Origin of the sequence: Ruania albidiflava DSM 18029 (assembly GCF_000421225.1) — a bacterium.
GTDB lineage: Bacteria > Actinomycetota > Actinomycetes > Actinomycetales > Beutenbergiaceae > Ruania > Ruania albidiflava.
On the sequence record NZ_ATWL01000005.1, the window covers coordinates 119,004 to 135,042 of the forward strand.

Annotated in this window: 17 protein-coding genes and 1 riboswitch; of the genes, 12 read left to right on the plus strand and 5 right to left on the minus strand. The window is 71.8% G+C overall.

What is annotated here, in order from left to right:
- Positions 1–23 precede the first annotated feature (23 nt).
- Complete coding sequence (locus K338_RS0108090) at positions 24–611, plus strand: HdeD family acid-resistance protein (protein ID WP_022917674.1); 588 nt, start codon at positions 24–26, stop codon at positions 609–611.
- Between the two features lie 151 nt (positions 612–762).
- Here the strand turns inward: K338_RS0108090 and K338_RS0108095 are convergent, their stop codons facing one another.
- The gene (locus tag K338_RS0108095; protein ID WP_022917675.1) at positions 763–1,749 is read right to left on the minus strand and encodes a malate dehydrogenase; all 987 of its coding nucleotides are present in this window, start codon (positions 1,747–1,749) and stop codon (positions 763–765) included.
- Between the two features lie 160 nt (positions 1,750–1,909).
- Between K338_RS0108095 and K338_RS0108100 the strand changes: the two genes are divergently transcribed.
- The 3 genes from K338_RS0108100 to K338_RS21300 are packed head-to-tail and all read left to right on the plus strand — an operon-like array spanning position 1,910 to position 3,539.
- Positions 1,910–2,293: a YciI family protein gene (locus K338_RS0108100; protein WP_022917676.1), complete on the plus strand. Its 384-nt coding sequence runs from the start codon at positions 1,910–1,912 to the stop codon at positions 2,291–2,293.
- Positions 2,290–2,679, plus strand: coding sequence for a sigma factor (locus K338_RS26150; RefSeq protein WP_245542921.1), 390 nt, complete (start codon positions 2,290–2,292; stop codon positions 2,677–2,679). The genes K338_RS0108100 and K338_RS26150 overlap by 4 nt, the downstream gene beginning before the upstream one ends.
- A complete protein-coding gene (locus K338_RS21300) occupies positions 2,637–3,539 on the plus strand; it encodes a DUF6596 domain-containing protein (RefSeq protein WP_245542922.1) in 903 nt (300 codons plus the stop codon). Before K338_RS26150 ends, K338_RS21300 begins: the two co-directional genes overlap by 43 nt.
- Here K338_RS21300 and K338_RS0108110 read toward each other — a convergent pair whose 3' ends face one another.
- Positions 3,540–4,196, minus strand: coding sequence for a TetR/AcrR family transcriptional regulator (locus tag K338_RS0108110; RefSeq protein WP_022917677.1), 657 nt, complete (start codon positions 4,194–4,196; stop codon positions 3,540–3,542).
- A gap of 73 nt (positions 4,197–4,269) precedes the next feature.
- On the opposite strand from K338_RS0108110, the gene K338_RS24395 reads away from it, so the two are divergent.
- The 4 genes from K338_RS24395 (at position 4,270) to K338_RS21310 (ending at position 7,359) form a co-directional block, all read left to right on the plus strand.
- Positions 4,270–4,734 (plus strand): hypothetical protein, encoded by a 465-nt coding sequence (locus tag K338_RS24395; protein ID WP_022917678.1) that lies wholly within the window; start codon positions 4,270–4,272, stop codon positions 4,732–4,734.
- A 35-nt stretch (positions 4,735–4,769) separates the two neighbouring features.
- Complete coding sequence (locus K338_RS0108120) at positions 4,770–5,741, plus strand: hypothetical protein (protein ID WP_022917679.1); 972 nt, start codon at positions 4,770–4,772, stop codon at positions 5,739–5,741.
- 59 nt (positions 5,742–5,800) lie between these two features.
- A complete protein-coding gene (gene arr / locus K338_RS0108125; protein WP_022917680.1) occupies positions 5,801–6,226 on the plus strand; it encodes an NAD(+)--rifampin ADP-ribosyltransferase in 426 nt (141 codons plus the stop codon).
- Positions 6,227–6,312: 86 nt separating this feature from the next.
- The gene (locus K338_RS21310; protein WP_022917681.1) at positions 6,313–7,359 is read left to right on the plus strand and encodes an MIP/aquaporin family protein; all 1,047 of its coding nucleotides are present in this window, start codon (positions 6,313–6,315) and stop codon (positions 7,357–7,359) included.
- Positions 7,360–7,425: 66 nt separating this feature from the next.
- Here the strand turns inward: K338_RS21310 and K338_RS0108135 are convergent, their stop codons facing one another.
- Positions 7,426–7,716, minus strand: coding sequence for a DUF3017 domain-containing protein (locus tag K338_RS0108135; RefSeq protein WP_084480759.1), 291 nt, complete (start codon positions 7,714–7,716; stop codon positions 7,426–7,428).
- Between the two features lie 33 nt (positions 7,717–7,749).
- Between K338_RS0108135 and K338_RS0108140 the strand changes: the two genes are divergently transcribed.
- Positions 7,750–8,964: an NAD(P)/FAD-dependent oxidoreductase gene (locus K338_RS0108140; protein WP_022917683.1), complete on the plus strand. Its 1,215-nt coding sequence runs from the start codon at positions 7,750–7,752 to the stop codon at positions 8,962–8,964.
- A gap of 126 nt (positions 8,965–9,090) precedes the next feature.
- Here K338_RS0108140 and purH read toward each other — a convergent pair whose 3' ends face one another.
- Entirely contained in the window at positions 9,091–10,671 is a 1,581-nt protein-coding gene (gene purH, locus K338_RS0108145) for a bifunctional phosphoribosylaminoimidazolecarboxamide formyltransferase/IMP cyclohydrolase (protein ID WP_022917684.1), read from the minus strand.
- A 53-nt stretch (positions 10,672–10,724) separates the two neighbouring features.
- A riboswitch (ZMP/ZTP riboswitch) is annotated at positions 10,725–10,817 on the minus strand.
- 202 nt (positions 10,818–11,019) lie between these two features.
- Here purH and K338_RS0108150 point away from each other — a divergent pair.
- On the plus strand, positions 11,020–14,091 hold the full coding sequence (locus K338_RS0108150) for an alpha-mannosidase (RefSeq protein ID WP_022917685.1): 3,072 nt from the start codon (positions 11,020–11,022) through the stop codon (positions 14,089–14,091).
- Between the two features lie 86 nt (positions 14,092–14,177).
- On the opposite strand, the gene purN is transcribed toward K338_RS0108150, so the two are convergent.
- Positions 14,178–14,786 (minus strand): phosphoribosylglycinamide formyltransferase, encoded by a 609-nt coding sequence (gene purN, locus K338_RS0108155; protein WP_022917686.1) that lies wholly within the window; start codon positions 14,784–14,786, stop codon positions 14,178–14,180.
- A 69-nt stretch (positions 14,787–14,855) separates the two neighbouring features.
- Between purN and K338_RS0108160 the strand changes: the two genes are divergently transcribed.
- The gene (locus tag K338_RS0108160) at positions 14,856–15,542 is read left to right on the plus strand and encodes a DUF3995 domain-containing protein (RefSeq protein WP_022917687.1); all 687 of its coding nucleotides are present in this window, start codon (positions 14,856–14,858) and stop codon (positions 15,540–15,542) included.
- Positions 15,543–15,570: 28 nt separating this feature from the next.
- Positions 15,571–16,008, plus strand: a complete 438-nt coding sequence (locus tag K338_RS0108165; RefSeq protein ID WP_022917688.1) for a hypothetical protein — start codon at positions 15,571–15,573, stop codon at positions 16,006–16,008.
- Positions 16,009–16,039 lie beyond the last annotated feature (31 nt).

Genomic DNA, 16,039 nt, shown 5'->3' on the forward strand with positions numbered 1-16,039 from the left:
CCAGGGAGCACAGGAGCGGGGAGATGACAGCACCAACCGGTGGCACGATGCTCAGGCGACTCGGACGGGAGCTCTGGTACTACTCGTTGGTCCGCGGCATCATCGCCGTGGTCTTCGGCATCCTGGTGCTCCTCTGGCCACTGAGCGCCATCCTGGTGGGCGTCATCTGGCTGGGCGTGTTCTGGATCGTCGACGGCGTGCTGGCGGTGGTAGACGGTGTCCGCAGGCGGGGCACGCCGGGAGCCGGGTGGGAGATCGCCTTCGGTGTGATCGGTGTGCTCGCGGGGCTGTTCCTGGCGATCCAGCCGCTGAAGGCGGCCGGCACCCTGATGGTCATCGCCGGCATCTGGGCGATCCTCGGTGGGCTGACCATCGGCCTCGGGTCGTTGCGCGCCCGCGGAGTGCCCGGGTGGGGCTGGGGTGTGGCGATGGGGGTGGTCACCCTGGTGTTCGGCATCCTCGTCCTCGCCTCCCCCGGTATCGCGCTGGCCACGTTCGTGCTGTTCGTCGGCTGGTACGCGATCCTGCTCGGCGTCTCCCTGGTGGTGCTCGCACTGCGGATCCGCAAGCTGGCCAAGGCTGCCGCGCCGGAGTCGACGCCGCAGGTCTGACGGCAGTCGCGACCGCTACTTCGCCAGCAGCCACGGCCACCACCTGGCGCGCCTGGCTGCGCCGTCGTCGGCAGGAGCAGACAAGCAGCGGGCCGCCCCGGGAAGGCTCCCGGGGCGGCCCGCTGCTATGCGCGCGCGTACGCGCGAGCGGTCAGATCAGGCCGAGGCCCTGCACCGCGTCCCGCTCACCGACCAGCTCGGCCACCGAGGCGTCGATCTTGCCGCGGGAGAACTCGTTGATCTCCAACCCCTGCACGATCTCCCACGTGCCGCCGTTCGAGCGCACCGGGAAGGAGGAGATCAGGCCCTCCGGCACCCCGTAGGAGCCGTCGGAGACCACAGCGGCCGAGGTCCAGGAGTCCTGCGGGGTGCCGTGCGTCCAGTCGTACACGTGGTCGATCGCAGCGTTCGCCGCGGAGGCCGCCGACGACGCACCACGAGCGTCGATGATCGCCGCACCGCGCTTGGCCACAGTGGGGATGAACGTGTCCTCCAGCCAGGCCTGGTCGTCCACGACGTCCGTGGCCGGGCGGCCAGCGACGGTGGCGTGGAAGATGTCCGGGTACTGGGTCGCGGAGTGGTTGCCCCAGACGGTCAGGTCCTTGATGTCCGTCACCGAGCTGCCGGTCTTGGCGGCGAGCTGGGACAGGGCCCGGTTGTGGTCCAGCCGCGTCATCGCAGTGAACCGGTCCGTGGGGACGTCCGGGGCGTGCGCGGCGGCGATCAGGGCGTTGGTGTTCGCCGGGTTGCCGACCACGAGGACCTTGACGTCGTCAGCAGCGCCGGCGTTGATCGCTGCACCCTGCGGGCCGAAGATGCCGCCGTTGGCCTCGAGCAGGTCGCCGCGCTCCATCCCCGGCCCACGCGGGCGGGCGCCGACGAGCAGGGCCACGTTGGTGCCTTCGAACCCGGCGGTCGGGTCGTCGAAGATGTCGATACCGGCCAGCAGCGGGAAGGCGCAGTCCTCGAGCTCCATCGCGGTGCCCTCGGCGGCCTTCACGCCCTGCGGGATCTCCAGGAGCCGCAGCTTGACCGGGGTGTCCGGGCCGAGCAGCTGACCGGAGGCGATCCGGAACAGCAGGGCATACCCGATCTGCCCGGCGGCGCCGGTGACGGTCACGTTGACGGGCTGAGTCATGGTGGGCTCCTCACAGTTGCTTGACCTGGACACGCCTCAGATTACTCGACATCGAGATATCCGCATGGCCGGGGTTGACGATCTGCAGCGGGCTGGTTCGTCATCTCTGTGCCCGGCGCCGGATCGGCGTCACACTGTTCTCGACACGAAGGAGAGTCCCATGCGTTACGCACTGCTGCTGCACAACCCGGAGCCCGCACCTGGCGAGGTTCCCGAAGGTGCGATCGAGGAGATGCAGCAGCTCTTCGACGCCTACGGCAAGGCGCTGGTGGCCGCCGGGGTGCTGGTCGGCGGCAACATTTTGCAGCCCAGCCACGCAACGACCACCATCACCCGCCGCACCGGCACCACCCAGGTGCAGGACGGTCCGTTCGCCGAGACGAAAGAGGCGCTGGCCGGTGTCTTCGTGATCGAGGTGCCCGACGCCGATGCGGCGCTCGCCTGGGCAGAGAAGTGCCCCGGAGCGACGTACGGGTCGGTCGAGGTCCGCCCGGTGGCCGTGTCGTTGAGCGCCGGCACCTGGACAGCGCACAACCCCGCGTGACCGATTCGGACGCGGCCAGCGCCGCTACTCCAGCAGCCCGAGCCGGGTACGGTCGCCTGCTCGGGCTGCTCGCGGCCGCCGACGGTGATCTCGCCGGTGCCGAGGACGCACTCGCTGACGCCCTCGAGCAGGCACTGCGCCGCTGGCCGGAGCAGGGCGTCCCCCACCGGCCAGAGGCGTGGTTGCTGACCGTGGCACGCAACCGGCAACGCGATCGGTGGCGGTCTGCCGAGACCCGACGCACAACGCCGCTGGACCTCGACCGGCACGCCCGCCGAGCCCTGACCATCGACGAGGTGGGCCCAGATGCGATCGGGGACCGCCGCCTGGAGCTGATGCTGCTGTGCGCACACCCGATGATCGACCCGGGGTGCGCGCCCCGCTGATGCTCAACGTGCTGCTCGGCTTCACCGCCGCCAAGATCGGGGCGGTGTTCACCGTGCCGAGGGCGACGATGGCCACGCGCCTGGTGCGCGCCAAGCGGCGGATCCGAGCAGCGGGTGTCCCGTTCGAGCTGCCGGACCGTTCGCAGCTGCCAGCGCGCATGGCCGCTGTGCTCGAGGCAGTGTACGGAGCCTACGTGATCGAGTGGTCCAGCACCGGAGGCGAGGCACGGCCGCTACCACCGGAAGGGCTGCAGCTGGCCGAGGTGCTGGCACAGCTGGCTCCCGCCGATCCGGAGGCCCGTGGACTGGCAGCGCTGGTGCTCCTCTCCGCAGCACGGGCGCCCGCCCGCACCGACGCCGACGGGCGCCTGGTGCCGCTCCTGGAGCAGGACCCAGCCTGCTGGGACCACGCGCTCATCGAGCGCGGCCATGTGCACCTGCGCGCCGCGCACGCACGGCGCAGTGTCGGCAGGTTCCAGCTCGAGGCAGCGATCCAGGCCACGCACTGCGCGCGGCTGCCGGGCCAGGCGCCGGACTGGGCGACGCTGAAGGAGCTGCACCTGGCCCTGCAGCAGCTCGCCCCCTCCCGCGGCGGCACGACAGCGTTGGCCGCAGTGCTCGCCGAGACCGACGGGCCTGCCGCCGGGCTGGCAGCGCTGGACCAGCTGGGCGAGGACGCCGTCCGGTTCCAGCCGGCCTGGGTCACCCGGGCCCAGCTGCTGGAGCGGCTCGGTGACCGCGCCGCGGCAGCGGCCGCCTACGACAGGGCGATCGCCCTGACCACCGACCCGGCCGGACGTGCGTACCTCACCGGGCGACGCCGCGCCGTCGCGAACCGGACGGACCCGCCCCGGGACTGATCAGGCGGACGTGCTGAGATCGGCCTCAAAGCCGCGGATCATCGCGTCCAGTGCCGTCTCGAACGGCTCTGGGAGGTGACTGCCGCCGGCGTCCTGGACGGCTCGACCCACCAGCGGGAACGTGGACAGGTCCTCCTGCGCCAGATGGCCGAGCCTGTCCTCGCTGTCGTCGGCGCCGCCTGCCACCACGTGCCCGATGGCCAGACCTATCAGAGCGTGGATCATTTGCAGCGCCCTCGGCAGTGGGAAGCCGGCCGCGTGCAGGACCTCGAGTCCCTGTTCCATCATGCCCAGGGTCTGCGACGTCAACGCAGGGCGCTGCACCATCAGCGGCACGATTCCAGGGTGCTCCCGCAGCTGGTCGACGAGTGGGTGGGCATAGCTGCGCAGCTGCTCCTGCCACGACCCGCTCCGCAGCCTGCGGGAGTACGACTGGCGGAAAACTTCCTCGAGCACACCATCGAGCAGTGCGTCCTTGTTCGGCACGTAGTGGTAGATGGTCATCGCCTCCACGCCGAGCGCTGCACCCAGTCGCCGCATTGACAGGGCCGCTAGCCCATCTCGGTCGATGATCTCCAGCGCAGCGTCGAGCACTCGCGACCGGGTCAGCCCGACCCGCCGACCCCGCGCGGCACCTTCTACCTCTTGACCACTCATACGGCGTAAGTTTACGGTAGAAGGAACTCTTACTACGTAAGAGTATTGACCTGCTGACCTGAGGAGCCACCCCATGCCGACAACATCTCGCCCTGCCTCGATCGCGCTCATCATCGGCCTGGTCGCCAGCGCGGTCGCAACGATCGCCCCGCTCCTGGACCTGGCCGCCACGGGAGCGATCGAAGCGCACGTGCGCGACACCTACCCCGGCTGGGACCTCTCGGTAGTGACCACTGAAGCCCAGCTCATTGCCGGATGGCTGGCCATCACCCAGGCAGTCGGGATCTTCGGTTGGTTGCTGGTCTTAGCCCGGTACCACCGCAGCGCCGGCGGGCGGGTGGCCGGCACTGTGCTCTTCACCCTGGGCGCGGTGACCGCAGTGCTCAACCTCACGCTGACGTTCGGCGACTACGACCGGATCGTGCCGACCAGCCTCGGGGCGTTGACCCTGCTTCCGGTGCTGGTGGGCGCGGTTGCGCTGATGCTCCAACGCCTGCACCGGCAGGCAGACCGTGACGCAGCCGTGGCGCCACGATGAAGTGCGCACCTCCGGCGCGGTCACGATCGGGGTCGATGCGAGTGCTGGGCAATCTCCAGAGCGCCTGCGGGGCCGGCTGCCTGGTCGTAGCGGTGGCGTTCGGCATGTTCTGGCTGACCGGTGCGCCCGATCCGGTCCGCATGCCTACCGTCCCGGCACCGCTCGCCGCAGCCGGCGCCACCGCTGCCGCCGCGGTGGTGCTGACCAGCAGGGAGCGGCGTTCTGGGTTCCGCAGCGTCATGGTCACGCTCAGCGCGATCGTGATGCTGTCTGGCAGTCTGCTGGCGCTACCACACACGATCCTGATGGTGCTGGTCCGCGCCGGGCAGGCACTCACCGCAGGTAGGGGCTCGTTCGAGGTGGAACCGTCCTGGCCGGCGACAGCAGTACACGGGCTGAACCTGGTGGCCGCGGTGCTGACCGCACTCTGGCTGGTCACCGACCGTCGCCTCCGCGGCCGCCGGTGCCTGCGCTGCGGGCGAGCCCAGGCCACCTTGCCGGCCGCCCCGGCACGCCCTCCGCTTCCAGTGCTGGCGGCGGTGGCCACCGTCGCGGCGCTCCCCTATGCTCTGCTCAAGCTGGGCTGGAGCCTGGGATGGCGCCTCGGGCTCACCGGCACCGCGTTCGACGAGGTGACGCTCACCTCGCCGGGCTTCGGTGACACCGTGCTGCTGACCGTGCTCTCGATCGTGGTCAGCGCGGCGATGGGAGCGGGCGCAGGCTCACGGGCTCTGCGGTGGGCCCTGGCTACGATCGGCGCGTGCGGTGCGCTCATGCTGCTCCCCGCAGGCCTCACCGCGGCAGCACAAGCGCTCCCGGCACTCTGGGGCGCAGCGGTGATCGACGACTCCGAGATCGCCCCGTGGGCGTTCACCCTGGTCTACGTCAGCTTCCTGGTCTGGGGCACAGCGCTAGCGTGGCTCACCATCACGTACTGGCGGGCCACACGGCCGATGTGCCCAGCACACACGGTCACCGGCGCGAATCACCCGGTCGCCACGACCTGACGACCCGATCCCCGCATCGGGGCCCCGACTGCCACACGAAGAATGGATGCGAGAGGACCATGACCGAACCTGCACCCTTCGAGGTGTTCGAACCGGGCATCTACCTGCACGGCACCAAGGCCGACCTGAGCCCCGGCGACCTGCTCACCCCCGGGCATCCGTCGAACTACCGACCGGATCGACCGCTGCACCACATCTACGTCACCGAGACGCTGGCTGCGGCCGCATGGGGCGCCCAGCTCGCCCAGGGAGAGGGTCGCGAGCGCATCTACATCGTGCACCCCGTGGGTGAGCTGGAGGACGACCCGAACGTCACCGATCAGCGCTTCCCGGGCAATCCGACCCGGTCGTACCGCACTCGGCAACCGGTCCGAGTGGTCGAGGAGCTGCAGGAGTGGACTCCGCACAGCGCAGAGAGCGTCCAGGCGATGCGGGAGAACCTGGCCCGGCTCACCCAGGACGGGCAGAACGTCATCCTGGACTGACCGCACCCGATCCGCTCTCAGCAACCTCTCAGAGTTCTCTGCGAGGATCGAGGCTGTTCACCGCTTCCTCACGACGGGATTTCCGCATGTCCAGCCAGACCGACACGGTCGCCGTGGACCTCGACGACACCGAGCTCGAGACCCCTCCGGCAGGTCTGTTCACCCGCTTCGCGGCAGAGTTCCTCGGCACGTTCATCCTCGTGTTCATCGGCTTCGGCGTGACCCTGTACGCCGGAGTGCTGCTGAACCCAGACGAGACCCTGCGGCTGCTGTCCTGGGGGGTGGCGCTGCTGGTGGTCATCGCCCTGTTCGGCCGCGTCTCCGGCGGGCACTTCAACCCTGCGGTCACCCTCGGTGCGGCGATCACCGGGCGCACCTCGTGGCCGGACGTGCTGGTCTACTGGGTGGGCCAGCTGGCCGGCGGGGCCGCGGCGGCCGGCCTGCTCTACCTGACCATCCCCTCCGGTCTGCCGACGGCGGTGGGGGCGGCGTCCCAGAAGGCGATGTTCACCAAGGTCGCCTCCGGCTACGGTGAGCACTCCATCGTGGGTCAGCTCACCACCGGTGCAGTGACGACCGAGCTGGTGCAGGTGCTGCTGGTCGAGGTGGTGGCCACGGCCCTGTTCGTGGGGGTGGCGCTGATGGCCCAGCGGTGGGCACGCGGCACCCGTGGGACGACAGCGGTGGTCACCGGTCTGGCCTACGGCGCCCTGTCGCTGACCACGTACAGCCTCACCGGTGGTGCGCTGAACCCGGCGCGGGCTACCGCCGCGGCGATCTTCTCCGAGGGCTGGGCGGTGGGCCAGCTGTGGTTGTTCTGGGTGGCACCGCTGGTCGGTGCCGCGATCGCGGCCCTGCTGGTGACCGTGTTCGCCCCGGACCCGCTGCCGGTCTACGACCTCGACGACGAGGACGAGGACGAGGAATACGCGCAGGAGGACGCGACCGACGCCGACGACGAGGGGCACCGGCTGGAGCTGGAGGAGGACTCCGAGGAGCCGGAGGAGGACCACTCCGCTGAGGACCCCACGGGTATCCCGGAGGCCGGCCCGGCACGGGACGACGCGTTCACCGAGGACTACGACGCGACCGCCGACTACGACGAGGACGACACCGGACCCGCGCGCAGCTGAGCCTCGTGAGTCAGATCACTGGGGCTATGACCCCAGTGATCGTCCACACGAGAGGGCTGCGGCCGGTCACATGTTCTGCGCGGTGAGCGCGAGCACCGCCAGCACGACCCCGCCGCCCATCAGCACGGTCACGTCGAACGCGCGCGAGCGTGCGGAGATGCCGTACGGGGCGCGCTGGGCCACCGCCCGGACGAACCCGAGGGCCACCAGCTCGACCGCGAGCGCGACACCCCCGGCCCGGGGCCCGAATGCGAACGTGACCACGAGGGCCAGCACGATCCCGGCCAGGGCCACCCACATCGCCGGGCGCCGCCGTCGCCGGTGCGTGCCGGCCGGGGCGGGCGTGGTTCTGCTCATCGACTGCGAGCCTACCGGCGGTACCGTGAAGGGGTGACGACTGCTGCTCCTCCGGACCGGATCCTGGTGGTCGGCGCGGGCCTGGCCGGGCTGCGCACCGTCGCCGAGCTGCGCGGTTCCGGGTACACCGGGCACCTGGAGCTGATCGGCGCCGAGGTGCACCCGCCCTATGACCGCCCACCGTTGTCCAAGGAGCTGCTCACCCGCCCCGACCCGGTGTGGCTGGCCGAGGACCTGGGCCATGACCTGGCCGCCCTGGCTGACCAGGTGCACCTGGGGGTGCAGGCCACCGCCCTGCATCCGGGCTCCGACGGCGTGAGCGTCAGCACCGCTGGTGGCCGCACCTTCTGCGCCGATCAGGCGGTCATCGCCACCGGTAGCCACGCGATCCGGCCACCGGAGTGGACCGGGGTGGTCACCCTGCACACTCTCGACGAGGCCGAGCACCTGCGCAGCATGCTGACCACCGGTCCGGAGGTGGTGGTGATCGGTGCCGGCTGGATCGGTGCCGAGGTGGCCGGGGTGGCGGCCGGGGCAGGCTGCAGCGTGCAGGTGCTGGAGGCGGGCCCGGTGCCGCTGTGGCATCAGCTGGGCGAGGAGCTGGGGGCACGGACCGTGCCCTGGTACGCCGAGACCGGGGTGCACCTGCACACCCAGGCCGCCGTGACCGCCGTCGAGCACGGGAAGGTGACCCTGGCCGACGGCCACAGCCACGGCGCGGACCTGGTGCTGTGCGCGATCGGCGCCCGCCCGGACACTGCGTGGCTGGCCGGGGCTGTGCCGCTCACCGGCCGCGGGCACGTGCCGGTCGATGCCGGCGGGCGGTCCTCGGTGCCGGGGGTGTGGGCGGTCGGGGACGTGGCCGAGCGGGACCATCCGCTGTTCGGGCGGGTGCCTGGTGGGCACTGGTCGGCGGCGCTGACCGACCCGGCGCCGCTGGCGCGGGCGATGCTCGGCCAGGAGCTGCCCGCGGTGGAGCCCGCGCCGTACCTGAACTCGATGCAGCTGGGCCACCAGCTCACCGTGTACGGCCGGCTCACCGAGGACCGCATCACCCGCGGCGACCCGGCGACCGGGCCCTGGAGCACGCTCTGCCTGGCCGGTGACCGGCTGACCGGTGCCGTGGTCGCCGACGCCCCGCGGGACGTGGCTGCTGTGCGCAAGCTGCTCGGACGCGGTGAGCTGCCGGTGCTGGACCGGGAGGCGGCCGCCGACCCGGCGGTGCGGCTGACCCGCGCCGTGGCCTGACCGCGCCCTCCAGGTATCGCGAACGCTCCCCTCCGCGACGTGAATCGGTTCAGCCGCCGCGCAGGAGAGCGTTCGCGGGCCGTGGGGGGCGGGTCGTGGGGGCGGGTGGGTCAGTGGGTCGGTGGGTCAGTGCGCGAAGTGTCGGGTGCCGGTGAAGTACATGGTCACCCCGGCGGCCTTCGCTGCGGCGATCGAGTCCTCGTCCCGGATCGACCCGCCCGGCTGCACCACGGCCCCCACCCCGGCATCCAGCAGCACCTGCAGCCCGTCGGCGAACGGGAAGAACGCGTCCGAGGCGGCCACGGCGCCACGGGCCCGCTCGGCGCCGTCGGCCAGGGTGTTCGCCCGCTCCACCGCGAGCCGGCAGGAGTCCACCCGGTTCACCTGGCCCATGCCGATGCCCACGGCCGCGCCAGCGTCGGCAAGCAGGATCGCGTTCGACTTCGCCGCGCGCACCGCATGCCAGGCGAACGCCAGGTCGGCCAGGGTGGCCTCGTCGGCGGGCTCCCCGGCGGCCAGGGTCCAGCTGGTCGGGTCGTCGCCGCCGGCGTCGATCGCATCGCGCTGCTGCATCAGCAGCCCACCAGAGATCGCGCGGGTCTCCACCCCCACCCGGCCGGCCTCGGGCAAGCGGAGCACCCGCAGGTTCTTCTTGCCCTGCAGCACCTCGAGCGCCCCCTCGGCGTAGGCCGGGGCCACGATCACCTCGGTGAACACCGCGGCCACCTGCTCGGCCATCGCCACCGACACCTCGGTGTTCGTGGCGATCACCCCGCCGTAGGCGGACACCGGGTCGCAGGCGTGGGCCTTGGCGTGCGCACTGGCGACGTCCTCGGCCACCGCCAGGCCGCACGGGTTGGCGTGCTTGATGATCGCCACGGTCGGTACCTCACCGTGGTCGTGGGCGGCGCGCCAGGCGGCGTCGGCGTCCACGTAGTTGTTGTAGCTCATCGCCTTGCCGTGCAGCTGCTCGGCGCCGGCGAGCCCGGCGGGTCCGTGCCCGTCGCGGTACAGAGCGGCCTTCTGGTGCGGGTTCTCGCCGTAGCGCAGCACCTCGGCGCGGTCCCAGGTGGCACCGACCCAGCCGGGAAAGCCGGCGCCGTCGTCGTCCGGGGCCACCGCGTTGCCCATCCAGGAGGCCACGGCCACGTCGTAGGTGGCGGTGTGCCGGAAGGCCTCAGCGGCCAGGGCCTTGCGCTGGTCGAGGGTGAACCCGCCGGCGCGCACCGCCTCGACCACCTCGGGGTAGCTGCCGGGGTTGACCACCACAGCCACGCTCGGGTGGTTCTTCGCTGCCGCGCGCACCATCGAGGGGCCGCCGATATCGATCTTCTCGATGCACTCGTCCTCATCTGCGCCGGAGGCCACAGTCTCGGCGAACGGGTAGAGGTTGACGACCACCAGGTCGAACGGCTGCACGTCGAGCTGGTCGAGCTGCTCCCGGTGGCTGGCCAGCCGGCGGTCGGCGAGGATGCCGGCGTGGATGCGCGGGTGCAGGGTCTTCACCCGGCCGTCCAGGCACTCGGGGAACCCGGTGACCTGCTCCACCGGGGTGACCGGCACGCCCGCCTCGGCGATCACGCCCGCAGTGGACCCGGTGGAGACCAGCTCCACCCCGGCGGCGTGCAGGGCGGTGGCCAGCTCGGTCAGGCCGGTCTTGTCGTAGACGGACAGGAGTGCGCGGCGTAGGCGGATCTGGTCGGTCATGTCTGCTCCAGGGTTGGGGGAGGTCGGCGACGGCGGTGGGCCGGCGCTTCCTGCCGCGGCACCCAGGCGTTCGGTGCTGGAGGAGATCGTTCGTGGGGGCGCTTCCCGGTGGTGCTCCACCTTGGACGCCAGTCACGCCCCGCTCGGGTCAGTGTAGCGGGCCGTCAGCGAGATCCTCTCGAGGCGTGCGACGATCTGGAGCAGTGTCAGTCTCGGCCGGGCCGTCTCAGCCGCCTGCCGCACCAGCGCACTCCCGACCGACCGAGGATAGAGGTCACTACCTGCGCGAGCCCGGACGGACACGCGCCTAGGGTGAGTCCTGCTGGCCGAACCGACCCCGAGGATCCGATGCACACCTCCGCCACCCTGATCTTGCGCCGTGTCGACCGCCTGGTGCGCGAGCGCCTCCAGCCCGCTGTGGTCCCCGACCGCCGCCCGCTGGAGCTGACCGCGTGGGAAGCGCCGGGAGAACCGGTGCCGTTCACCGAGGCGGCCGCCCAGGACTACTCCCCCGCCGCCCCCGGGATGGCCTGGGGTGCTCCCTGGAGCACCACCTGGATCCGCGCCCGCGGCCAGGCGCCCACGAGCTGGCCCACCGCCGACCGGTACCGCGTGGAGCTGGCCGTGGACCTCGGCTTCACCGGTTCCGGGCCCGGGTTCCAGGCCGAGGGGCTGGTCTACACCCCGGACGGGACGATCCTGGAAGCCGTCTCACCGCGCAACCAGCGCATCGCCCTGGACCGGGCGCGCGAGGCGGTCGAGGTCTACATCGAGGCGGCCGGGAACCCGGACGTCAGCGACTTCGGCGACTTCCGGCCCACCTCGTTGGGGGTGCCGGAGGCACGGGAGCAGGGTCCGCTGTACACGCTGGGCCACGTGGACCTGGTGCTCCGCGATGTCGAGGTGGCCGAGCTGCTCGCCGACGTGACCGCGCTACGGGACCTGGCCCGAGAGCTGCCCGAGGACAGCACCCGCCGCGCCCAGGTGCTGCGCGTGCTGGACACTGCCGTGGACGCCGTCGACCCGGACGATGTGCCCGGTAGTGCGACCACCGCACGCGAGGTGCTCGCCCCGGCGCTGGCGGTGCGGGCCGCCGAGGGCACGCACCAGGTGGTGGCGGTGGGGCACGCGCACATCGACTCCGCCTGGCTGTGGCCCACCCGGGAGACGATCCGCAAGTGCGCCCGCACGTTCGCGAACGTGCTCGCGCTGATGGACGAGGACGAGGACTTCGTGTTCGCGTGCTCCTCGGCGCAGCAGTACGCCTGGATCGCCGAGCACTACCCCGCCCTGTTCGACCGGATCAAGGCGCGGGTGGCCGAGGGCCGGTGGGTGCCGGTCGGGTCGATGTGGGTGGAGTCAGACACGAACATGCCCGGCGGGGAGGCGTTCGTGCGCCAGCTGGTGGCCGGCAAGCGGTTCTTCGCCGAGCACTTCGACCTGGAGACCCGGGACGTGTGGCTGCCGGACTCCTTCGGCTACTCCGGGGCGCTGCCGCAGCTGGCCCGGCTGGCCGGGGCGCAGTGGTTCCTGTCCCAGAAGCTCAGCTGGAACGAGACCGACGCGATGCCGCACCACACGTTCTGGTGGGAGGGCATCGACGGCTCCCGGGTGCTCACCCACTTCCCGCCGGTGGACACCTACAACTCCGACCTGTCCGCTGCGGAGCTGGTCCACGCCGAGCGCAACTTCGCGGACAAGGCGGTCGCCTCCGCCTCGATCGTCCCGTTCGGATATGGCGACGGCGGAGGTGGGCCGTCCCGGGAGATGGTCGCCCGGGCCAGGCGGTACTCCGATCTCGACGGCGTCCCCCGGGTGCGGATGGGCTCTCCGGTGTCGTTCTTCACCGCCACCCAGGCGGAGGTGCCCGCCGACCTGGGTACCTGGACCGGGGAGATGTACCTGGAGTTCCACCGCGGCACCTACACCTCCCAGGCGCGCACCAAGCGCGGCAACCGGCGCAGTGAGCACCTGCTGCGGGAGGCGGAGCTGTGGGCGGCCACTGCGGCAGTGCGCTCCGGCGCCGAGTACCCCTACGAGCTGCTGGAGCGCTGCTGGCACACCGTGCTGCTGAACCAGTTCCACGACATCCTGCCCGGCAGCTCGATCGGCTGGGTGTACCGGGACGCCGAGGCCGACTACGCCCAGGTGAGCCAGGACCTGGAGAGCGTGATCGGCGAGGCGATCTCCGCCGTCGCCGGCAACGGTGAGCAGGAGGTGCTGCTGAACGCCGGACCGCTGCCGCTGCGCGGGGTGGCCGCTGGGGCGGGCAGCGTGCCGGGCGAGCCGGTAGGCGAGGAGGTTCACCTGACCCGGGCGGGCGACGCCGTCGTGCTGGAGAACGGTCTGCTGCGGGTGCAGATCGATGGTCGCGGGCTGGTCACCTCGCTGGTGCACCTGCCCTCTGGGCGGGAGGCGATCGCCGCCGGGATGGCCGGCAACCTGCTCACCGTGCACCGGGACGTGCCGCGGCAGTGGGACGCGTGGGACACCGACGTCGAGTATCGCCGCGTGGCCACTGAGCTGACCGAGGTCGAGCAGCTGGAGGTCGTGGCGAACGGGCCGGAGGAGGCGAGCGTGCGTGTCCGGCGGACGTTCGGGGCGTCGACCTTTGCGCAGGTGCTCACTGTGCGCCGTGGCGATGCGGTGCTACAGGTCGACACCGAGGTGGACTGGCACGAACGGCAGAAGCTGGTCAAGCTCGGCTTCCCGCTGGCTGTGCACGCCGATTCGTCGGCGGCGGAGACGCAGTTCGGGCACGTGGTCCGGCCCACGCACACGAACACCTCCTGGGATGCGGCGAAGTTCGAGATCTGCGCGCACCGGTGGCTGCACGTGGGCGAGGCGGGCTTCGGGGTGGCGATCGCGAACGATGCGACCTACGGGCACGACGTCACCCGGGTGCGCGCCCCGATGCCAGCGCCGGCCGACACCACACCCGGGCCGCTACCGGTGACCGGTGCGGCTCCTGCGACGCTGGTGCGCCAGTCGCTGCTCAAGGCGCCGCTGTACCCGGACCCGGAGGCGGACCAGGGCCGGCACTCCTTCACCACGTTGGTGCACGCCGGGGCCGGGATCGCCGAGGCGGTGGCCGCCGGGTACCGGGCGAACCTGCCGCTGCGCGCCGCGCGGGTGGCTGGTGAGGTGGCGCCGCTGCTGCGGGTGGACGGCGAGGGCGTGCTGGTGGAGTCGGTCAAGCTCGCCGAGGACCGCAGCGGGGACGTGGTGGTGCGGCTGTACGAGGCGCTCGGCGGGCGGCGGCAGGCGCGGGTGCACGCCGACTTCGCCTGCCGGGACGTGGCGGTCACCGACCTGCTGGAGCGGGAGCTGGAGCCGGCCGGCGAGCCGGGTGCGGAGGCCGATGGTGTCCCGGTGCAGCTGGGCCCGTTCGAGGTGCGCACGCTGCGCTTCCGCCGCTGACCCCATCTGATCGCGAACGCCCTGTTTCGCGGCTCCTGAACCGATTCAGGCCGCGAAACAGGGCGTTCGCGAGGGGTGGAGGCGGGTCAGCCGATGAGCACGCGCCGGCCCTGTACCCGCCAGCCTTCGCGGGCCAGTCGGCCGGTGTAGTCCACCAGCTGGGCCCGCTCGGCGACCTTGATCCGCTCGGTGAGGGTCTCCTCTGTGTCCTCGTCCAGCACCGGGACGGCGGTCTGGGCGATGATCACGCCGGTGTCCACGCCCTCGTCGACGACGAACAGGGTGGCGCCGGCGACCTTCACCCCGTACTCGAGTGCGTCCCGGGGGCCGTGGATACCGGGGAAGGCGGGCAGCAACGAGTTGTGCGTGTTCAGGTAGCGCCCGCCGAACGCGGCAAGGAACTGCGGTCCGACGAGCTTGAGGAACCCGGCCGAGATCACCAGGTCGGGTTCGTGCGCGGCCACCTCGGCAGTGAGTGCAGCGTCCCAGTCGCTGCGCTCAGGATGGTCCTTGAGCCGGCAGACGAACGTGGGCACCCCGACGTCGGCTGCCAGCTGCAGCCCGGTGGCGCTGGGCCGGTCGGCGCCCACGGCCACGACCTGGGCGCCGTAGTCCTGGTCGGCTGCGGCGGTCAGGAGTGCGGCCAGGTTGGAACCGCCGCCGGAGATGAGGACCACGATGCGCTTGGGCTTCACAGGCAGCGAGCGTAGTGCAGCACCCGTCATCTGGGAGAATGGACCCAGTTCCCGACCGCAAGGAGTCTCGTGCGCAACCCGTACGCCCCGCCGGACCCGTCGGCGCCGCCGCCGGTGCGCCGGCCCGAGCACGGGCGCGGGGGCGAGCACGGGCACGAGGGCGAGCACGGGCACGAGGGCGAGCACGGGCACGGGCCCGAGCACGAGGGCCAGGGACCCGACGGGCCCAGGGGGGCCGGACCCGGCGGGCACGGCCCGGCACCCGGCGGCGAGCAAGGCCGCTGGCAGGACCCGCACGCGCACGACCCCCGCCGGCCGATGGATCCGCACCGCCTCCGCCCGCGGGATCCGCGGCAGCGGCCGGACCCGCCCACCCCGGAGCAAGCGGCAGCCGCCGGCCGCGGCGTGCTGAAGTTCGGTGCAGCGTTGCTGGTGGCGATGCTGGCGATGCGCTGGCCGGTCCCGTGGCAGCTGCTGGCGCCGGTCGCCGGGGCGGTGGCGGTGTACCTGGGGATACGGGCCCTGATCACCTACCGCAAGGTCGGGATGACCACGTTCTCCTCGGTGTTCCTGATGTTCGGGGTGGCGATCGCCGCGGTACTCTCGCTCAGCTCACTGACGCTGCTGGCCTTGTGGGACGAGCAGGTGGCGCACCAGGAGTGCATGGACCGGGCGCTGACGGTACAGGCGGAGCAGGTCTGCACCGACACCTACGAGCAGGCGATGCAGGAGCGGTTGAACCCGTCCAGCGGCTGAGCGACGGATGAGACGAAGGGGGACCCCGATGACCGGCAGAGATGCCCGCACCGCCGGGCTGCTCGCCGCGGTTCTCGCTCTCGGCGCGGCCACGGCGTGCTCCTCGCCCGACCCGGACATCCTGGTCGCCACCCCGGGACCGCACGCGGACCCGCCGCAGGTGGTGCAGGCGCTGGTCGACGCCATCAACGCCCGCGACGAGGACCTGGTCCGCACGCTGAGCACCGAGGGCTTTGCCGACTACCTGCTCAGCACTTGGTTCGAGGGCGGCTACCTGACCGACGCCACGGTCTCCGCACCGGAGCCCGCGCAGGCCGAACCGGAGGACGCCGCCACGGTGATGGTCTCGTTCACCCCGGAGGGCGCAGACGCCTCGATCCAGAACGGCACCGAGATGAGCTGGGCGTTCCTGCTGGTGCGGGGCGAGTCCGGTCGCTGGCTGGTCACCGATACCGGTGGGGGCTGAGCGCCAGAGCCGTCGGCGGCTCCGCTGCGGC